The organism is Shewanella sp. 1180_01 (assembly GCF_052850535.1).
Genome location: NZ_VXCT01000049.1, coordinates 1 through 19494, shown reverse-complemented (window position 1 = coordinate 19494; position 19494 = coordinate 1). Strand labels below are relative to the sequence as shown.

Here is a 19494-nt window from a genome sequence, read left to right as displayed (position 1 = left end):
AAGGATGAAAGTTCGCAGTGATGTGTTACGTGTGTATCAGTCTATCCATATTTGGACTGGTATTATCGCCGGAATCGTATTGTTTATCGGCTTTTATGCCGGCTCGCTCACTATGTTTAAGGGGGCGATTGACGCTTGGTCAATGCCGCCAGCCCTGACCTTGCCTCAAGTGCCCGCTGAGAAACTGGATGACTTAGTCGCGCAAGTGTTAGCGCAGGATGATAAGGCCAAAACCGGTTTTAGTTTGCACTTAAATGATGAGCATCAATCGCCGATGACTTGGTATCAGCAGGGCTCCGAACGTGAACTCAGCATGAGTCACCAGCTTTGGCATGCCAGCCTTGACGAGCAGGGGCAATTAGTCACCCAACTAAGTACGCCCAGTGAGTTAGCTGAATTGATTGACCAATTACATCGCACCGCGGGGATTGCTGGCGAAGTCGGTCACGATCAAGCGGGTGCCTATGTGTTGGGGATAGCCGCCGTTTTATACTTCTTGGCATTGGTTTCTGGGGGGATTTTTTTACTGCCAACGTTAACCAAAAGCTTTTTCGCCCTGCGTAAAGATAAAGGTGAGAGTCGTTTCTGGCTCGATGCCCATAATTTAGTGGGCATTACCAGCCTGCCATTTCATCTAGTGATATGTGTAACTGTGATTGTGTTTGCTTTCCATGATCAGCTTTACGATGGGCTTAAGCATATGGTTTATGGTGAAAAACCATTATTTGCTCAATCGGCACCGGACAAAACGCCCTATACACTAGCCGATTTGCCAAAGGTCACCACTGTGTTAGCCAAGGTGCAGCAAATCGCCCCCGATTATCAAGTGAATGAAATGACCTTTATGAACTTGAATAATCCCCGTGCGACCCTGCGCTTGGGGTTATATAACCCCAATGGTTTTATGCGTGGACCCGTTACCGATTTCTTATACCTGCATCCTTATAGTCTTAAGGTGACCAATAGCACGATTGACCAAAGCGACAAGGGGATTTGGGCCAGAACCGTTGCGGTATTCTTTGGATTACACTTTGGTAGTTATGGGGGCGATCTCGGGCGCTGGGTGTATTTCTTCTTAGGCTTGAGCGGTGCTTTTTTATTTTACAGTGGCAACTTGCTGTGGCTGGAAAAACGCCGTAAAAAGCAGGCGAGCGAGCAAACCCGTGCTTGCCGATTAATGGCGAGCGCCACGGTGGGGATTTGCTTAGGCTCGGTTGCCGCCTTAACGATAAGTATGTTGTTGGGTAAATGGTTATATGTGCATGTGAGCAATATTAACCACGTCTATTTGTGGCTGTATTATCTGGTGTTTGGCTTGCTGGTGGTTTACGCCTTTTGGCGTGGTGCTGCTAAGGCGGCGCTGCTGATTTTGCCTTTGTGCGGCTTGGCTACATTGGCGATGCCAATCACGTCTTTAGTTGCGTTAATCGTGCCAAGTTTAGGTTTATGGGCGCCTTATTCTGCGGCAACGTTAGGCGTCGATCTGGTGGCGTTAGCCTTTAGTGGAGTGTTCTTTTATGGTTACAGGCTGACTCGCCATCGGGTGCTTAATGGGCCGCAGGACAGTGTCTGGGCCATTCCCGCCACAGTGCCTGTGGCAGAATTAACCCAGCAAACATCATAATAACAATGGGCGCCGTTATCGGCGCCCATTGTTATTCACAGGGTGTAGAGACTTAGCATTAACGGCTCTGGACTAAGCCTTCGCTGTGGGTAGGCGGGCTTTGCTTCGGGCCAGTAAGTGCGCACTTAGATAGCAAACCGTGACTAAAAAGCTTGCTGCTAAGTAGAGCGGTAAGCCATGTTCTACATCATCAAAACGACTGGCGGCAACCGGACCAATAACCGAACCTACGGAATAACTGAGCAACATAATCTGAGTGGCGGAGACGATTTGGCTGCTGGGTAAATGATCGCACGCCAGACTGATGGCGATGGGATAGAGAGCAAAGGCGCAGGCACCGAGTAACACAAAACCTAACCATAATCCCACAAGCGATGTTTGTATCAGTAATAACAACGCCGCCGCACCCACTAAGCAAAAAGCGGTCATCAACACACTCTTTTCAACACGCGGGGATAAATAGCTCACTAAGGGTTGAACTATCATGCCGCCCATAATGATCAGCGCCATAAATTGCCCCGTCTGTTGTGCAAAACCCATGTATTGCGACACATACACAGGCAATAAACCGTAGATGGGACCAAGTAATAATCCTGAGACTAAACAGCCAACAATGGCAGGTTTACTTAAGGTTTTAAGGTCGGAAAGGGCAATAGCGTGTTGTTCACTGGACTGCGGTTGGCCGCGTTTAACTAACAGTGCGGGTAAGCTGGCCACTGCCAACAAACCTATTACTACCAAGTAGGGTAAATTACCCGTGGTGCCTAAATAATCTACGGCAAGTTGCCCAATGGCAGTGCCACCGTAGAGGGCGGTCATATATAAGCCTAAACGTTTTGCCCGTTGTTTTTGGGTGTCGGCCATAAGTAACCAAGACTCGACCACCACAAAAATCCCTGCAACAGCCAAGCCTGCAATCAGACGTGATACTAGCCAAACACTGCTCTGTGGCAGTAATACCATTACCACAACGCTACAGAGTAAGATATTTAAGAACAAAATAAAGGCCTTACTGTGACCTATGCGGCTGACAATCGGTGCAATACAAGGTGCACCTAGTAATAAGCCGAGGTAGAAAATACTCGCCAGCCAAGGTGCAAGATCAAGGCTTAGATTAAAGTAAGTGAGCGAGAGTGGGATCAAACTCATCAAGTAGCCTGACGCTAAAGCAAATAGACTGAGTCCTGCCACAGGCACAAACAGCCCTGGCTTTTGATTGGGTTGAGCTGACAGCATATTTTCCACAAGCGGTACCAAAATAGGTAAAAAATGAACAGGAGACGAGAATACGGGCGCGACTCTAGGTTGGATTGCTCGCGGGGTAAAGTGAGTTAGATTGACTGAGATGGTGAATAATATTTGTGTTTATTATTCATAGGGATATTGAGTTGTAAATGTTATTTATTTGAGTAGGATTCTAGGGTTGTTTTCGGCTTTGATGGTTTGAAACATTTTTAATTTCTACACAGTTTTGCATCAAATAAATGATGGAACCACTAGGAGACGTTATCGAGCACTTGCTGGAGTGAAGTGGCAAGCGCCTGCACAAATTCTACAGGGAAGCTAATCAGATGTCCTTTCGCATTATCAGATAAATTTAAAAGGTTAAATCTTCTTTCCGTCACCATGCCATTTAAGTTTTTAAGTATGTAAACCAACATATTAAATGCGAAAAATGAAATTTATTCGTGAAATATAATACTGAGTTGATGCCAGCTGCAATTTTGTCATTGGGATGTTCGTTTACGTTATCGCTTTAAGTTGCAGTCACCTTGAGGGGGCAAAGAGTGGTAAATACATTCATGGGTGTTTTATAGGCAAAAACTGTGGTTACAGGATTGAATTAGCGTGAACCACTTTATTTAAGGTTAAATTCAGTGTTTGTCACTTAGTATTAAAGTGAAACCTGATCCACGTCACAGTTTTAAGCACTTATTCAATTACAGCTTTATCAAGCTTTTGCGTGATTTTTGCTCGTTTGAAAGTTTTGCACATGGCTTTAGATCAGAAATGGGTGATTTTTATCTCACTTAAGGTTTTTCTGGGCTTTTAGTCGGCAGAATGTGTGGTTGCTAAGTGGCAAAATTACAAAATAAACCGCTTTGCCAAGTGTGATCTATGCCCTAAATTTGCGTCAAAATAAAATGGTATTAAGGTTGTAACCATGTCATCAACAGATTCAAGCACTGTTCCACCTAACAAAGCTCCCGTCAGCGAGGGGCTCGATAAAAAGAAAATGCTGATCCTAGCGGCGGATATTGTGCTGTTATTCGCACTCTATTACGGCTTACCCTTCGAACAAGGGGTGAACACGGGTCTGGCGATTCTGGTTTTCGCAGGCATTCTTTGGTTGACCGAAGCGATCCACATCAGTATCACTGCGATTCTCGTGCCTATACTTGCCGTGTTCTTTGGGGTGTTTGAAACCAAGGAAGCTATGAGTAGCTTTGCAAATCCTATCATCTATTTATTCTTCGGCGGCTTCGTACTGGCTGCGGCCTTACACCATCAAAAGATTGATACCTTAATCGCACAAAAGTTGTTGTTAGCCTCTAAGGGCAAACTCAGTATCGCTTGCTTTATGCTGTTCGGGGTAACGGCACTGCTCTCAATGTGGATCAGCAATACCGCCACCACGGCGATGATGTTGCCATTGGCTCTCGGGATTTTGCAGCAACTAGACCGCGAAAAATACCACAGCACTTATGTGTTTTTACTGCTCGGGATTGCCTATTCGGCCAACATCGGCGGTATCGGTACTTTAGTAGGCAGTCCACCGAATGCGATTGCTGCGGCGCAAGTTGGCTTGAGTTTTAGTGACTGGCTCAAGTTTGGTATTCCAACCGTCATCCTCATGTTGCCGTTAATGTTGATTGCCTTATATTGGTATTTTAAGCCGGATCTTTCTGCCAAGTTCGATGTGCAAGTTGAAGCGCAGAAGCTGACGTTCCAAGGTAAATTCACCCTGCTTATCTTCCTCGCGACAGTATGTTGCTGGATTTTCAGTGTGCCATTAGCCAAAGCATTAGGTGGCATCACTCAGTTCGATACCATAGTGGCGTTAGGCGCGGTTGTTTTGCTCGCGGGCTTAGGGTTAGTTGGCTGGAAGAAGATTGAATCGACCACAGATTGGGGCGTACTAATACTGTTTGGCGGCGGTTTAACGCTAAGCGCAGTGCTGAAAACCACCGGCACTAGCGTGTTTTTAGCCCACTGGATGACAGATATTTTCGGCAGTACGCACATGTCGTTGTTCGTCTTTGCAGTGATTGCCTTTGTGGTGATGCTGACCGAGTTTGCCAGTAACACCGCCAGCGCCGCACTGTTAGTGCCAGTATTTGCAGCGATTGCCGAGGCATTAGGCGTATCGCCTGTGATGTTATCTGTGCTGATTGGTATTGCCGCGTCCTGCGCCTTTATGCTGCCAGTGGCGACGCCGCCCAATGCGATCGTTTATGGTTCTGGCCATATCAAGCAATCTGAAATGGTGCGAGTTGGTATGATCATCAACTTTATCAGCATGATAGTGCTAGGCATTATCGCCCATGTTTTTTGGGATATTTGATGTCAGTAGATTGAGATCCACGTAAACCAAAATACCCAGCGAGTCTGGGTATTTTTATGGGTGCGAAAAAGTTATCTGCGATTAACTATGGCTTTTTAACCATTGATTTAAGGCTGACTGAGGTAAAGCACCCGCTTGCTGTGCGAGTATTTTCCCTTGCTTGAAAATCATAAGAGTGGGAATCGAGCGAATATTAAATTGCGCCGCAAGGGCTTGCTGTTCTTCTGTGTTGATTTTACCGAAGCGAAATTGCGGCTCCCACGTCTTAGCTGCCGCGGAAAATACCGTGGCAAAACTTTTACAAGGGCCACACCAGCTGGCCCAAAAATCAACGACTAGGGGAAGCTCAGATTTATTAGCATGGTTGGCAAAGTTTGCGCTAGTGAGTTCAATCGGCGCAGCCGTAAAGACACTGAGCTTACATTTACCGCAAGTAGGTTGCTGGTTTACACGCTCATCGGGAACGCGGTTTAACGTATCGCAATGGGGGCAGGCAATAATCATGGCAAAGCTCCAAAATAAAATGTCTATACGGCTAATATATTGGGCTAACGGACGGTTATTTAAAGGGGGAGTGATGATGTTATCGCCCATGATGACCTTATTCTCAAGGATAAAGCAGTGAACCGAGCCGCAGAAATGTGGCAATAGCGCCGACAAGTGTGGTCGTCGGTGATAAAATCCTGCACAAAGTTGAATATCGCGCAATTTATTAAGTGCGAACAAGAAAAGAGAGTGAAGAAATGACCGAATTAGAAGTAATCGATCTGCAAGTGGGTGAAGGAAAAGAAGCGGTAAAAGGCGCGCTGATCACCACCCAATACCGTGGTTTTTTGCAGGATGGCACCCAATTCGATTCATCCTATGATCGCGGTCAGGCGTTTCAATGTGTAATTGGCACTGGCCGTGTGATTAAAGGCTGGGACCAAGGCATTATGGGGATGAAAGTCGGTGGTAAACGTAAGTTGTTAGTGCCAGCTCATTTAGCCTATGGCGAGCGCCAAGTCGGTGCGCATATTAAACCAAATTCTGATCTCACCTTTGAAATCGAATTGCTTGAAGTGCTGACGCGCGACTAAGCGTGGCATGATAGCGATAGTCTGTGTAAGCTCGATTGAGCCAGCATGATTTTGGCTCATCTTGCACTCCTCGCTATCTTGCTTCGGCATTGAGTGTTTTACACTGAACGAGATTTTCCCGCTTTAATGAAAGAGATTTTTCGTGGCATCGGATACGGCAGCAGAACACATCAAGCAACTTCAGGCTGAAATTGCTCAGCTCAAACGTGAAAACGCTCAGTTAACGGCGTTGAATCGTCGTGCCGAAGAAAAACTGTTTGCCGCCCTCGATGGCAATGGCTTGTGCCTGTGGGAACAGCATATTCCAAGCGGGAATTTAACGATATTCAATATGCGCTGGGGCGAAATGCTCGGTTTTAGTCCTGAAGAATTAGCCGCCCACGTTGATATCTGGAAAAGTAAGTTACACCCAGAAGATAAAGCATGGGTGATAAAAGCCTTTGAAGATCATGTCAGTGGCAAGTCCGATTACTATCAGGCAGTACACAGAATGCTGCATAAAGATGGCAGCGTCACTTGGGTGTCTGACCGTGGGCGCATTGTTGAACGTTTTGCCGATGGCACGCCGCTGCGGATGATGGGCAGTCATATCGATATCACCCAAGAAAAACGCTACGAACTGGATTTGGCACTGTTAGCGCACAGCGATCCCCTCACCAACTTAATGAATCGCCAAGCCATAGCCAAAGCGTTCGATGAGTGTTTGCAACCTGAGATGCGCGGCGCATTATTCTTTATCGATCTGGATGGTTTTAAAGCCTTAAATGACCGTCACGGCCATAAGTTTGGCGACAATTTATTGGTGCATGTAGCGCATACATTAGTGTCTCACTCGGGTGAGTTAGCGAAGATCGCTCGGCTAGGTGGCGATGAGTTTGTGATCATACTGCCGTCCTCCGATATTGAATCTTTAGCTATGCTCGCACAATCCTTGCTCGATGTTTATCGACAGGGCTTTTTGCTTGAAGGTTGTGACGTGGAGATAGGTCTGAGTATCGGTATCGATATTTTTAGCTCCGGTGATAGTTTTACCAAAAGCTGCGATCGCGCGGATGCTGCTATGTATCGCGTGAAACACCAAGGGAAGAATGGCTACCGCTTTTACCAGCAAGCTGATGATTGCTAACCCTTAACCCGCCCGTCATTTACTCGTTTAGCGAACATCAATAGGCGCGACATTTGCCAGTTCACAACCCCACACCTCAACGGCGGCATCTTGCTTGTTCGGCTGACCAATCCAATGACTCATGGCTTGGCATTGCACCTTGCCAGAAGCCTGCGCAAAACAAAGTTCAAAATCTCCCGCCTCGGGTGTACGGCCTAAACGTAATTTAGGCAGAGTTGGGAGCTTAGGCCGATAATGCCAACTGCCATTTTTAAGATAGGCATCATCTGGGATGTCCATGCCTGCACCCGTGCCTTTTACTCTCGCTTCGACCAGCACTAAGCCTTGAGGCGTGACGTGATAGTCTTCCTCCCAGCGGATTTTCTCTATGGTGTGGTTCCATGCCAAGGCGAAGTTGTCTGTGGGCACTTGCGCCCACAGGGTACCCGCTAGGCCTAAACACAGGCCTAGCATCTGTTTACCTTCAAAGACTTATTAACGACGTTGAATTTCAAGGGATTATCCTTGCTCTGCCAGACGTTTGAGTTTGCGCGCGCGCCAGCTGTGCTGCAGGATAAACAACAGCGCGAGTCCAAAGCCGATTTCATCGCTCAATGGCGTAGCAAGGATCAAGCTCGCCCCCGCAAGGAAGCCGATAACGCGTTCCCACCAGTAGAGTTTTTGTAATAGATATCCGGTAAAGATCACGCCCCAAATACCAATACCAACCGTTGCCTTCAGCACCACAAAGCCCGTCGCTAATAAGCTATCACCTTGGAGCATCAAGGCTGGATCGTAAACCGCCATAAAGGGGATCACAAAACCGGCAATGGCAATACGAATCGCCCAGAGACTGATCTTAAGTCCGGATTCCTTCGCAATCGGCGCTGCGGCAAAACAGGCCAAGGCTACGGGCGGGGTGAGATCGGCCATGATGCCGAAATAGAACACAAACATGTGCGACACAATCAAGGGCACGCCTAAGTCGAGCAATGCGGGTGCGGCTATTGAGCTGGTAATAATGTAGTTCGGAATCGTCGGGATCCCCATGCCGAGCACTAGGCAAGTGATCATAGTCAACACGAGTGACAAGAACAGGTTATCTTGGCCAACGGCGAGAATGTAGCTCGCGAAGGTTGAAGCAATCCCTGTGAGTGACACTATGCCGATAATCACGCCCACTAAGGCGCAGGCAATACCCACAGGCACAGCATGACGCGCGCCTTCAACCAATGCGTGTAAGCAAACGGTGAGGGTTTCTTTGCCGCCCTTAATAAACCAACAAATGGCGACTAGCAGGGCGATAACCCCAAATACGACTCCGATCCCGAGTTGGAAGAAGCCAGCACATAACACCCCAAGGGCAATCCAAAAGGCAATCCGCATCGCCATTGATGACAACCGCAGGACGATGGCCGAGCCTAAGATCACTATCGAGGTAAGCGCTAAACCAACCATGCCAGAGAACAGCGGCGTTCTGCCAGAAAACAGCAAGTAGACCAAAATAAACAAGGGGATAAGGAGATACCAACGTTCTTTAATCGCCGCCCAAGGATCGGGACATTGATCTTTGGGCAGGCCACAAAGATTGGCGCGTTTGGCCTCTAAGTGCACCATCCAGAATACTGAGCAGAAATAAAGCAGTGCGGGGATCAATGCCGCTTTGGCGATCTCGATAAAGGGCACGTTAATGGTTTCGGCCATGATAAAGGCCACGGCGCCCATGATCGGTGGCATGATCTGGCTGCCCATACTTGAGGTCGCTTCCACGCCACCGGCGAAGGCGGAGCGATAGCCAAATCGTTTCATCAGTGGAATGGTAAATTGGCCTGTGGTGACGACGTTGGCCACACCTGAGCCGGTAATCGTTCCCATCAGCGCCGATGACACCACAGCGACTTTAGCAGGGCCGCCGAGCTTGTGGCCGAATAATCCCATGGCAAAGTCGGTAAATAAACGGATCATCCCGGCTTGTTCTAGAAAGGAGCCGAAAAGAATAAACAGGAAAATATACGTCGCCGACACATAGGTTGGTGTGCCGTACAAGCCTTCGGTGCCAAAGGCTAATTGGTTGATAATTTGATCGAAGCCATAGCCGCGGTGCATCAAATCGCCGGGTAGGTATTGACCCAATAAGCCATAGGCCAAAAAGATGCCGCAGATAATAGGTAGTGCCCAGCCCATGACTCGGCGCGCCGCTTCAAATACCAATACGATCAAAGTGATACCTATCACCATGTCCGCATCGGTCAGCTCGCCAGAACGTTGAATTAAGTCAGCTTCGAAATACCACTGATAAGCCGCCGTTGCCATGCCAGCTAGACCGAGTAGCCAAGCGAGCGGTTGCCAAGGTTGTGATTTACCTCTGGCGGGATAACTCAAAAAAACCACGAGCAGCAAAAAGCCAATATGGGTGGCGCGCAGCACTTGCGTCGACACGGGGTGAAAAGCGGCAGTGATGATTTGAAAAATAGAAAAAATTAAGGCGGTATAGAACAGCGCCTTGGGCCAATCGCCAGTATTAGCGCTGAGACCTTGTTGGGGATCACTCATATTATGCCTCACAGCATTAGACTACAGAGGGCGATATATACCCAAGCTACCTCAATATACGAGTTTCAGATCCGCTTCAATTCAAGGCGCATCAATGATTGAATTCTACAGTTTGAGGCTGTTTGGATATAAAAAGATGCCGTTATTCAACGGCATCTCGATCGCTTAGTTTGGAATTAGGGTGCACAGATATCAGCAAAACTTAGAGTGCGCCTACTTCTTTGTAATAACGTTCTGCACCTGGATGTAGCGGTATCGGCAGATTTTTCGTCGCTTTCTCTAAGCTAATAGATTTAGCGGCTGAGTGCGCGTTACCGAGACGATCTAAGTGCTCGAACATGATCTTAGTCATTTGATAGGCTAAATCGTCCGATACGCCGCTTTGCGTTACCAGCAGGTTTTGAATGGCAACGGTAGAAACGTCAGTGGTTTGGCCTTCATAGGTCGATGCTGGGATCACGCCGTGTTGATAGGCAGGGTTGTTAATCTTAGCGATCACATCCTCTGGAATTTCAACAAAGTTGATCGCCATAGTCGCGGCTAAGTCGCGGATGGCTGCCATACCGAGACCAGAAGATTGCAAGGTCGCGTCTAACTGACGATTTTTGATGAGTTCAACGGATTCGGCATAAGGTAAAAACTCGACTTTACCCATGTCTTCGTAGCTTAACCCCGCGGCTTTGAAAATCGATCTGGCATTGAGTTCGGTACCCGATTTAGGTGCGCCGACAGAGATACGTTTCCCTTTTAAATCGGCCAAGGTTTTAATGCCAGACTCTTTATTGGCAACAATTTGAATGTAGTTAGGGTAAGCAGAGGCGAGCACACGGATTTTATCCAATGGCGTTTTAAAGCCCGCATCAATATCGCCTTGGTAAGCGGCTGCGACTGAGTCACCTAGCGCGAGCGCTAATTCGCCACGACCCGCTTGAAGTAGATTGAGGTTTTCTACCGAGGCTTTGGTCGCTTGAACTGAAGTTTTAGAGCCTTCGATTCCAGTGCCATAGAGTTGCGATAGGGCAACACCAATAGGGTAATACACGCCACTGGTACCGCCAGTGAGAATATTGATAAAAGCGGGAGCTGCAGCCATAGCGGCAGCGCTGAGAGTTAATGTTACTGCAGCGCCGACGGCAACAAAACGTTTTTTGATTTTCATGATGAAATATCCTTATTTTTTATATTGTTATGTAGGGTCTTTTGAGCTGGATATGCTTGAGTTAGCCTAATATAACTACATAAAACCTGAAAAAGGTCAATTAGGCTATAGTCGATAGCTGCTACTTTTGCATCACAAAACGAAGATTTTAGGCGGTTTTGAACAAGGTTATTGTATGAGAAAAATATGATGGTTTAAGGAAAACGGACAATAAAAAGGGCTAACTTGAGGTTAACCCTATTTGTGCGATCTGGGAGGAGTCCCAAACGACAGGACACTATTTAGTGTTATCTAAGAAACCTTTAGTGGCATTTTTCGCGTGTTTTGCTGCTTTCTTTTCTTTAGCAGACAACAGCGGTTGTTTCTTCGATTCTTTACGGTTTTTTTGCTCTTTACTCATATAAAACTCCATGTACTCTTTGGTTATTCATCAGGCTAATCATGTAAGCCGTACTCAATTGAACCTGTTCCATGATGTCCTGATTGAAGCGAAATTTTGTTCTCGAATTACAACATTTTAAAATTACAAATATTTAAAATCATTGATAATTATCTGTGAATTTATTTGCCTCAATGAGCGATTACAGCAAAATAATCTTATCACCGAATTCCGTACCATGATCCATCTATCACTTAGAATAATTAACGCTAATGCTAGCGTTAACCTGTATAAGAAATATGCGATCTATAACACTGTACTCCTATTTTCATGAGAGTTTGTCATTTTGTGCGATCGAATGAGTGGGCTCGAACCAAAACTTCACTTAGCACTATATGCCTAGCGTCGACTCGATTTACCTAACATCCCGCCTAATATGCCGCGCAAAATTTGTTTGCCTAATTGGCTGCCGACAGTGCGTGCCGCTTGCTTTGACAAGGTCTCTGCTAAACCTTGGCGGCGTTTATTACCAAAAATGAGTTCACTGAACCAACCTTGTTCTTCGGCTTTTTGACCTGTTTGGCCATCATTTGCTGTATCACTTGCTGTGGATGTGGGGTTGCTGGTGGCAACGCCGGTACGTCTTTGGTTAAGCAGTTCGTAGGCCGATTCGCGGTTGATGGCATGATCGTATTTGCCACCAATCGAGCTTTGGGCGCGGACTTGGTGTAATTCCTCACTCGTGGCGGGTCCCATTCGACAACGCGGCGGTGCGATGAGTGCGCGCTCGACCATAGTCGGCACGCCCTTGTCGGCCAGCATAGACACTAAGGCCTCGCCCACGCCGAGCTGGGAAATAACCTCACTGACTACCAGTTTGGGGTTAGGCACAAAGGTTTCGGCGGCGGTTTTAACGGCCTTTTGATCCCTTGGCGTGTAAGCTCGCAGGGCATGTTGAACGCGATTGCCTAATTGCCCGAGAATTTCGCCCGGCACATCATCAGGAAATTGCGAGCAAAAATAAACGCCTACGCCTTTTGAGCGAATAAGGCGCATGATCTGTTCGACGCGTTTTAATAAACTCGGTGGGCAACCTTCAAAGAGTAAATGGGCTTCATCAATAAAGAACACGAGTTTAGGTTTTTCGGGATCGCCGACTTCGGGCAAATTCTCAAATAATTCTGACAGTAGCCAGAGTAAAAAACTTGAATATAAACGTGGCGTTAAAATCAGTTTATTCGCCGCTAACAAATTGATGATGCCGCGCCCTTGCAAATTAGTGCGCATTAAATCTTCAAGCTGTAACGCGGGTTCGCCAAAAAAGTCTTTGCCGCCATCGCGCTCAAGTCCTAGCACTGAGCGCTGAATCGCCGCGAGGGATTGGGCGCTGATCAAACCATATTTGGCGGAGACGTCTTTGCGCTCCTCGGCAACCAAAGCCAGCATGGCACGCAGATCATCTAAGTCGAGCAACAATAACCCTTGGTCGTCTGCCAGTTGAAACACTATGTCTAAGATGCCGCTTTGGGTGTCATTTAATTCTAAAATTCGGCTGAGTAAGGTCGGGCCCATTTCGCTGATGGTGGTACGCAGTGGATGACCTTGAATACCCGCTAAATCCCATAACACCACAGGGTTGGCTTCGTAGTGATAATCCTCAATGCCAATTTGTGCCGCCCTTTGTAGCAGCTTTTCACTTGGAGTGCCCGCCATCGCTAGGCCTGAGATATCACCTTTAACATCCGTGATAAAAACCGGCACGCCTTGGCGCGAAAAACCTTCGGCTAAGCTCATCAGCGACACGGTTTTGCCTGTCCCAGTGGCGCCGGCAATTAATCCATGACGATTAGCATACTTAAGATTTAAGTGAACCTGTTGATCACCTTTCCCAATCAATAGAGTATTCAAGGGCATTCCTTATGTTAACTTTAGCGCCTGCACATGGATTGCAGAGCCTTATTTAAGCCACTGTAGTGCGTCGTATATGGGTATAAAAATTCACCATTGAGTGTTGGCCTTAGCGTAATTTATGTCAACATAGGGCGCGAATAAGCTTGGGATAACTGAGCCTGCGCGTGGGATTGGCAATATGCTCCTTGCTGGTGGATAAAATGTGTTATTTTTGTGATTCGCTGAGGCGTGCTTGATGATGAAAACCCCGTTGATTATGCTGGTCTTGTGCTCTACTTTGTTGACGTCTGGCTGCGCCGAATTAGCATGTTCTGCCAGAACTGATGTCGATCCCTATGAGCCCATGCGAGATAAACAGCGCTGTGTTGCCGAGGCGGATAAAAATCTCGACGAGTACCAAAAGGCAAAAGCAGCGGAAGAAAAACAACGGCTGAAAACGGCCATAGAACAAGCCACTCAAAAATCGTTAATTTAGAAAGGATATCTATGAAAGGTGCGGGCGGAACACAGGGTGGGACAGGACAATTTTTTATGGGTCTGGCCATGATGTGTGGCGGATTTTATCTATTGTTCAATGCAATACAAGTGAGCTCTAGTTTTGGACTGGGCTATGGCTTATATCGAGTGAATGCCTTTGGGCAAGGCATGTCGATTACCACAGGCATGGTGATGCTACCGTTTATTATCGGCATTGTGATGGTGTTTTTTGACGCTAAGAGTAAGTTAGCTTGGCTGCTGAGTTTAGGTTCGCTAACGGCCTTGATTGTAGGGGTTATCAGCTCGATTCAATTCCACTTTAAATCTATGTCGGCCTTTGAACTTATCGTGATCCTCGTTTTGGCCTTTGGTGGTTTAGGGTTGTTTTTACGCTCACTGAAAGACGCGCCCACAAGCGATACACAGGCGAAATAATCACTAGACACTTAATCACTAGACACTTAATCACTAGACTCTTAACCACTAGGCGCTAGAGTGCAAATACGAAATCAGAGTTGTGCATCTAAGCGACTTTAATAGCGGTTTAATGAAAGTTTTAACTACAGAGTGAAGGAATGCGATGCGTTGGCGTGACACAGACAGAAGCTCCAATATCGAAGACAGACGCGGCCAGCAAATGGCATCTGCGGGTGTGCCGAGTGCCTTGTTACTCAGGTTCTTGCCCTTTTTGCTGAGAACTAAACTTGGCCGCGTGGTGTTGCTCATCGGCGGCATTTATATTGCTTTTCAGTATTTTACTGGTGGTCTGTCACTCGACCCGAGCGCTCAAACTCATCTTAGCCAATCCCAATCTAGCTCAACAACAGCGGTACAGGATGAAAATGCCCAGTTTGTGGCGGCCATTTTAGGCACCACAGAAACCGTTTGGGGCCAGTTGCTCAAAGGGCAATATCGAGAGCCTAAGTTAGTGCTTTATCGCAATATGACCTCCACCGGCTGCGGTATGGGACAGGCGCAGTCTGGGCCTTTTTATTGTCCCGCCGATAGCAAAGTATATATCGATCTTAGCTTTCTTGATGAGCTTAAAACCTTAGGCGCGCCCGGCGATTTTGCCTTTGCCTATGTGATTGCCCACGAAGTAGGCCACCATGTGCAAAACCTGCTGGGCACTAGCACTAAGGTGCGCCAAGCCCAGCAATCTGGCAGTAAAGTGCAGGCGAATCAATTGAGTGTCGCGCTTGAATTACAGGCGGATTGCTACGCTGGTATTTGGGGGCATTATGTCAATCAACAACTTAACTTACTTGAAGCGGGCGATTTAGCGGAAGGTATTGCCGCCGCCAGTGCTGTGGGTGACGATCGCTTGCAACAGATGGCGGGTCGCGCCGTACAGCCCGATGCTTTTACCCACGGCAGTTCGGCGCAGCGGGTGAAATGGTTTAAGACAGGGTTTGATTCGGGTAATCTCGCCAGTTGTAATACCTTTGCGGCGAAGTGATTTTGTTTGATATCTCAAATGCATACCGAATATAAGTGCAAGGATAACTGAGTGGCCTTTAACGATACCTTTAGATTGAGCAGCCACGCGGTTATCACTAATGCGCAGGGACAAGTGCTGTTGCTTAAAGCCAATTATGGTAATTTTGCTTGGGGTTTGCCCGGTGGCGCACTCGAGCCAGGTGAAACGATTCACGAGGCCTTGGTGCGCGAATGCCAAGAGGAATTAGGCTTAAGTGTGCGGGTTAACTATTTGAGCGGCGTGTATTATCACAGTGCCTATCAATCCCAAGCCTTTATCTTTCGTTGTGAACTGGTGTTGCCTGAGTTGCCTGATAGGCCTGAGGTGGCCAAAGATGGGGCAGAAGCCGAGCCACTGCCAATCCACTTAAGCCACGAACATTCAGAGTTTGCCTTCCACGATATCGACACCCTTAGCGCAGTGCAGCAGCAAAGAATTAAAGATTGCCTCAATTTCAACGGAGTTGTGATGAGCGCAAAGTTCTAATGCTTTGCCAGTAAACCGCAGGCCGTTAATCGGCTTGGGTTTGCGCGAGTAAGGTTTCTAAGCAATGTTCCTTGATCCCGTAATAGGCTTTGATGTCAGCAATTTGCGCGAGGATTGCGGCGCTGTCTTTCTGATTATTTTGTGGCTTTTTGACGGCCAAAATCATCTTATTTTTATTGGTATGTTCTAGGCTGATAAATTCAAACACCTTAGTCGCATAACCGTTGGCTTCCAAAAATAGCGCGCGTAGTGAATCCGTCACCATTTCAGCCTGTTGGCCCATGTGCACCCCATATTGCAGCATAGGTTTGAACAACTCTGGGCTGTGCATCTGCGGGCGAATCTGTTTATGGCAGCAAGGCGAACACATGATGATGTCGGCATTGGCGCGGATACCATAATGAATCGCATAGTCAGTGGCGATATCGCAGGCGTGCAGCGCAATCATCACATCGGTTTGCTTAGGCGCATGGGTTCTCACATCGCCGCAGACAAACGACAATCCTTGGTGATCCAGCGTAGCCGCCGTTTCATTACATAAATCGGCTAAGGCTTGGCGTAATTCCACCCCAGTAACCTGCGCATCATTGTGTAGGCTATGGCGCAGGTAATCATGGATTGCAAAGGTGAGATAGCCTTTGCCTGAGCCAAAATCGACCACATTGATCGGTTGGTCATTCTTGTGGGGTGAAGCTTCGAGTGCTTGGCTGAAAACCTCAATAAATTTATTGATTTGTTTCCATTTGCGCGACATCGCAGGGATAAGATTATGTTGGCTGTCCGTCACACCTAGTTTGGTCAGGAAGGGCCGTTCGATATCCACAAAACGTTTTTTCTCACGGTCATGTTCTAACGGCGCAGCTACGGTTTGTTTAACGTTATGTGTGCTGATTTGGACTTTGCCTTTTTTGCTGATCTCAAGCTGAACTTCTGCCTGCGCCGTGGCTAAGTGGGTGCTCTTAAAATCGCTACCGAGTAACAGTTTTATGCTGGCTAACCCTTCGTCATAACTCAGGTTTTTTGTGATGTGATTCGTCTGATGCTGATACACAAACGATAGCACAGGTTCATTCTGCAAACTGATCGGTCGAATCGTAATGCGCTGCAGGCTTTTATCTGCCCCTCGGTACTTACTCAACAATAGTTTGATCAGACTATTCTTCGCCAAGCTGTCAGCCAAAAGCTGGTAAAAATCATCAAAAGAATTAAGCGCTGAATGGGACATTATTGTTTCCGAAAAAGTAACCAAGAAAAACAGGGTGAGTATTCTAACCGCGATCCGCCGCTACCTAAAGTTATTCTCACCGAGAAGGGGGGTTGGGGCAGACCTCCGCTGCTGATCTATCTGTTGGAGGTCGTAGTGATTAAGCGCTGTCATTCCAGTGACACGCTCTATTAATAATACAGTGACTTGTTAGTCTCAGCACATAACTGCTTTTTCGTCATCACTCTAAATTTAATTTTTTAAATAAGACTGAATTTCTTTTTTTCGCATCACGTAATAGTTTATCAAATGAGATAACTTCAATTACGGTATTGAGATTATCATTGTAGAAAATATAGCCTTGATTATCTAGAAGGGGTTTATAATTTCTCATCTCAAGAATGTCACGTATTGAAGAAGTTAAATCGCAAATTACATAACAATATATTGGTATCCTCTTATTCAAGTGGATTTCTCGCCCCCGCTCATCCATAATCTGATCTGGCTTTCTTAGTTTAAGCACATATCCAGTAACCTGATCAATAGGATTGTCCGAACCGTTATAGTTATCACGCATTGGACGTTTAAACTCGACAATGATAGCCGTAGATGTCTCTCGCTTATCATCACCGTATACAACAGGATTATTAAAAACTAATAAGTCAGGACGTTCTTTAGAGTCAATATCAGTTACAGATTTGAATGATTTATCTGATGCAAGATGTTTATGGTAAGCCATACGTTCATCAATCAACCAAAGGTTATGTTCTTGCACATCATCGCTGGTAGAGCGAATTGCCATAATAATGTCATGAACAGTATCTTCTAGTGCATACTTGTCACCATCTTGTAACTCTAAGCTGAACTCTAAAGCATCGATCACAGCTTTTCTATGGACGATATATTTAGCAAGGTTTGATTTTCCAATCTCGTTTAGATCTTCGGTGTACTTTTGCAAAGACTCTTTATAAGCAGGGTAATCTTTAACTTTACTATGCTTTAATTCGTCTTTCAGTCGTTGGGCTTCTTGCTTTAATTCAAGCTCATAGTTTCGATTAAGCTTGTGTAGCTCAATGTCAAGTTTCTCGTCAGACAAATCAAAAGGGATTGTATTTAACCATAGTGGACGGTTCTTAATAATGTGTCGATACTCATAACCAGCGTGATTAACATATCGTTCAATCATCTTTTTATGCTTTGCATACATTGGTTCTAGGAATGGTTCAAATACTGTTCTCCCATAAAGCATTAACTCTATAATAATCGTGTTGATTGCAGGTGAATCCGCATCTTCATCACATAGGTCAACTTTTTCAGCAATTCTAAATCCCGTTCGTTCTTGGTTAACATATTGATCAAGATAAGAAGAAGTAACATAAATTGAGTAATTAAATTTTAAACCATTAATATCTTCAAAAATAGGAGGTACATTTTCTTCGTATTCTTTTAGTGTATAACCTCTTACAGAGCGAGAATCTGCACAGAGGAAAACTTTGTGATTTTTCTGTTTAGTGATCTTATAGTTTTTGAAAAAATGGGCTTTAAATTGGTTAGAGCCAATTGAAAACTCTTTTTGTTCAATTTCATGTGAATAGGTCGTTTCAAAAACAACTAGTAGATCAATGCTTTCACCACAATCACCTAGTAATTTGAATGATTTTATTTTGCCTTCTAGGAAGTAGATAAGGCTGTGCTCTATGATTTCTGAGGCTATATTATCAAGGTTTTTAGGTAATCTGGTGCGATAGGGATCTTGAATTTCTTTAAGAGAAACTTTAGTTCTTACTCTCTCTGATTGTTCAGCGCTTATTAATTTTTCACTTTCAAAATCAACATCATCAACGGAGAAGCCAAAGGTTAGTTTTTTCTTTTCTTGATTATCGAGATAGACACTTTCGACCTCTACAGTTTCAAAAGCTTTAAGCCATGTGAAGCGACCAACTCCCTTACAACCTAAACTAGATTTGTAGGTAGATTCAGCCGTCTTAAATGATTGATAATTATCATGGTTAAATCCTTCACCATAATCAACAATTTCAAAAGATTCTATCTGTTGAAATTTACGGTCATCTTCGTTCAAAACTTCCTGAGTCGTTTGACGAAAAGCTGTAATGGTTAGTTCAGCTTTATCACCTTTTCTAGTTGCTTGAATTGAGTTAACAATAGCCTCAAATAAAGGAACAAGACGATCACTAGGTGATAATTTGAGATTTTGAACTTTACCTTTAACATCTATTTGCACTGTAGTCCCTTATCCAATACATTTTGGCAGAGTTTAGGAGTTGATAATACAATAAAACTGCTATTTCCACATTGAGTCAAACTAATTTAATGCGAATTAAATGCTTCTTTATAATCTGTTTCAATTTTCTACATTGAGAAAATAAAGATAACGTAAGTCAATTGAGCTTAAAATGTAACCCTTTTAATTAGATCTTTTTTTGTCTTCCTCTGAGTAAATTTAACGAGCCA

The 19494-nt window shown here is 45.7% G+C and carries 17 protein-coding genes; 8 read left to right on the top strand and 9 right to left on the bottom strand.

The window, feature by feature from the left end; translation table 11 throughout:
• The first annotated feature begins 4 nt into the window (after positions 1-4).
• Positions 5-1624 (top strand): PepSY-associated TM helix domain-containing protein, encoded by a 1620-nt coding sequence (locus FW758_RS19375; RefSeq protein ID WP_446446243.1) that lies wholly within the window; start codon positions 5-7, stop codon positions 1622-1624.
• Between the two features lie 72 nt (positions 1625-1696).
• Here the strand turns inward: FW758_RS19375 and FW758_RS19370 are convergent, their stop codons facing one another.
• On the bottom strand, positions 1697-2860 hold the full coding sequence (locus tag FW758_RS19370) for an MFS transporter (RefSeq protein WP_446446242.1): 1164 nt from the start codon (positions 2858-2860) through the stop codon (positions 1697-1699).
• Between the two features lie 928 nt (positions 2861-3788).
• On the opposite strand from FW758_RS19370, the gene FW758_RS19365 reads away from it, so the two are divergent.
• Entirely contained in the window at positions 3789-5189 is a 1401-nt protein-coding gene (locus tag FW758_RS19365) for a DASS family sodium-coupled anion symporter (RefSeq protein ID WP_071940038.1), read from the top strand.
• Between the two features lie 81 nt (positions 5190-5270).
• Here FW758_RS19365 and trxC read toward each other — a convergent pair whose 3' ends face one another.
• Positions 5271-5693, bottom strand: coding sequence for a thioredoxin TrxC (gene trxC / locus FW758_RS19360; RefSeq protein WP_446446241.1), 423 nt, complete (start codon positions 5691-5693; stop codon positions 5271-5273).
• Positions 5694-5932: 239 nt separating this feature from the next.
• On the opposite strand from trxC, the gene FW758_RS19355 reads away from it, so the two are divergent.
• Together FW758_RS19355 and FW758_RS19350 are read left to right on the top strand one after the other, a co-directional pair.
• On the top strand, positions 5933-6268 hold the full coding sequence (locus tag FW758_RS19355) for an FKBP-type peptidyl-prolyl cis-trans isomerase (protein WP_011845636.1): 336 nt from the start codon (positions 5933-5935) through the stop codon (positions 6266-6268).
• Positions 6269-6410: 142 nt separating this feature from the next.
• A complete protein-coding gene (locus FW758_RS19350) occupies positions 6411-7394 on the top strand; it encodes a diguanylate cyclase domain-containing protein (RefSeq protein WP_446446240.1) in 984 nt (327 codons plus the stop codon).
• A 27-nt stretch (positions 7395-7421) separates the two neighbouring features.
• On the opposite strand, the gene FW758_RS19345 is transcribed toward FW758_RS19350, so the two are convergent.
• The 5 genes from FW758_RS19345 to FW758_RS19325 all read right to left on the bottom strand — a co-directional run bounded on the left by FW758_RS19345 (position 7422) and on the right by FW758_RS19325 (position 13372).
• Positions 7422-7847, bottom strand: coding sequence for a DUF1850 domain-containing protein (locus tag FW758_RS19345; protein WP_446446239.1), 426 nt, complete (start codon positions 7845-7847; stop codon positions 7422-7424).
• 45 nt (positions 7848-7892) lie between these two features.
• Positions 7893-9926: a TRAP transporter permease gene (locus tag FW758_RS19340; RefSeq protein WP_446446238.1), complete on the bottom strand. Its 2034-nt coding sequence runs from the start codon at positions 9924-9926 to the stop codon at positions 7893-7895.
• A gap of 202 nt (positions 9927-10128) precedes the next feature.
• Positions 10129-11085, bottom strand: coding sequence for a TAXI family TRAP transporter solute-binding subunit (locus FW758_RS19335; RefSeq protein WP_006079923.1), 957 nt, complete (start codon positions 11083-11085; stop codon positions 10129-10131).
• A gap of 277 nt (positions 11086-11362) precedes the next feature.
• Complete coding sequence (locus FW758_RS19330; protein ID WP_006079924.1) at positions 11363-11485, bottom strand: hypothetical protein; 123 nt, start codon at positions 11483-11485, stop codon at positions 11363-11365.
• Positions 11486-11863: 378 nt separating this feature from the next.
• Positions 11864-13372 carry a helicase HerA-like domain-containing protein gene (locus tag FW758_RS19325; RefSeq protein ID WP_446446237.1) on the bottom strand — a complete coding sequence of 503 codons (1509 nt, stop codon included), beginning with the start codon at positions 13370-13372 and terminating at the stop codon, positions 11864-11866.
• Between the two features lie 238 nt (positions 13373-13610).
• Here FW758_RS19325 and FW758_RS19320 point away from each other — a divergent pair, with 238 nt between their 5' ends.
• From FW758_RS19320 to FW758_RS19305, 4 genes are all read left to right on the top strand, one after another.
• Entirely contained in the window at positions 13611-13850 is a 240-nt protein-coding gene (locus FW758_RS19320; protein ID WP_172599622.1) for a hypothetical protein, read from the top strand.
• A gap of 11 nt (positions 13851-13861) precedes the next feature.
• Positions 13862-14287 carry a hypothetical protein gene (locus tag FW758_RS19315; RefSeq protein WP_006084327.1) on the top strand — a complete coding sequence of 142 codons (426 nt, stop codon included), beginning with the start codon at positions 13862-13864 and terminating at the stop codon, positions 14285-14287.
• A gap of 145 nt (positions 14288-14432) precedes the next feature.
• Positions 14433-15311 carry a KPN_02809 family neutral zinc metallopeptidase gene (ypfJ, locus tag FW758_RS19310; RefSeq protein ID WP_446446236.1) on the top strand — a complete coding sequence of 293 codons (879 nt, stop codon included), beginning with the start codon at positions 14433-14435 and terminating at the stop codon, positions 15309-15311.
• Between the two features lie 51 nt (positions 15312-15362).
• On the top strand, positions 15363-15818 hold the full coding sequence (locus tag FW758_RS19305; RefSeq protein ID WP_259520497.1) for an NUDIX hydrolase: 456 nt from the start codon (positions 15363-15365) through the stop codon (positions 15816-15818).
• Positions 15819-15843: 25 nt separating this feature from the next.
• On the opposite strand, the gene FW758_RS19300 is transcribed toward FW758_RS19305, so the two are convergent.
• Complete coding sequence (locus FW758_RS19300) at positions 15844-17043, bottom strand: class I SAM-dependent methyltransferase (RefSeq protein ID WP_446446235.1); 1200 nt, start codon at positions 17041-17043, stop codon at positions 15844-15846.
• A 220-nt stretch (positions 17044-17263) separates the two neighbouring features.
• Positions 17264-19264, bottom strand: a complete 2001-nt coding sequence (locus FW758_RS19295) for a hypothetical protein (protein ID WP_446446234.1) — start codon at positions 19262-19264, stop codon at positions 17264-17266.
• Positions 19265-19494 lie beyond the last annotated feature (230 nt).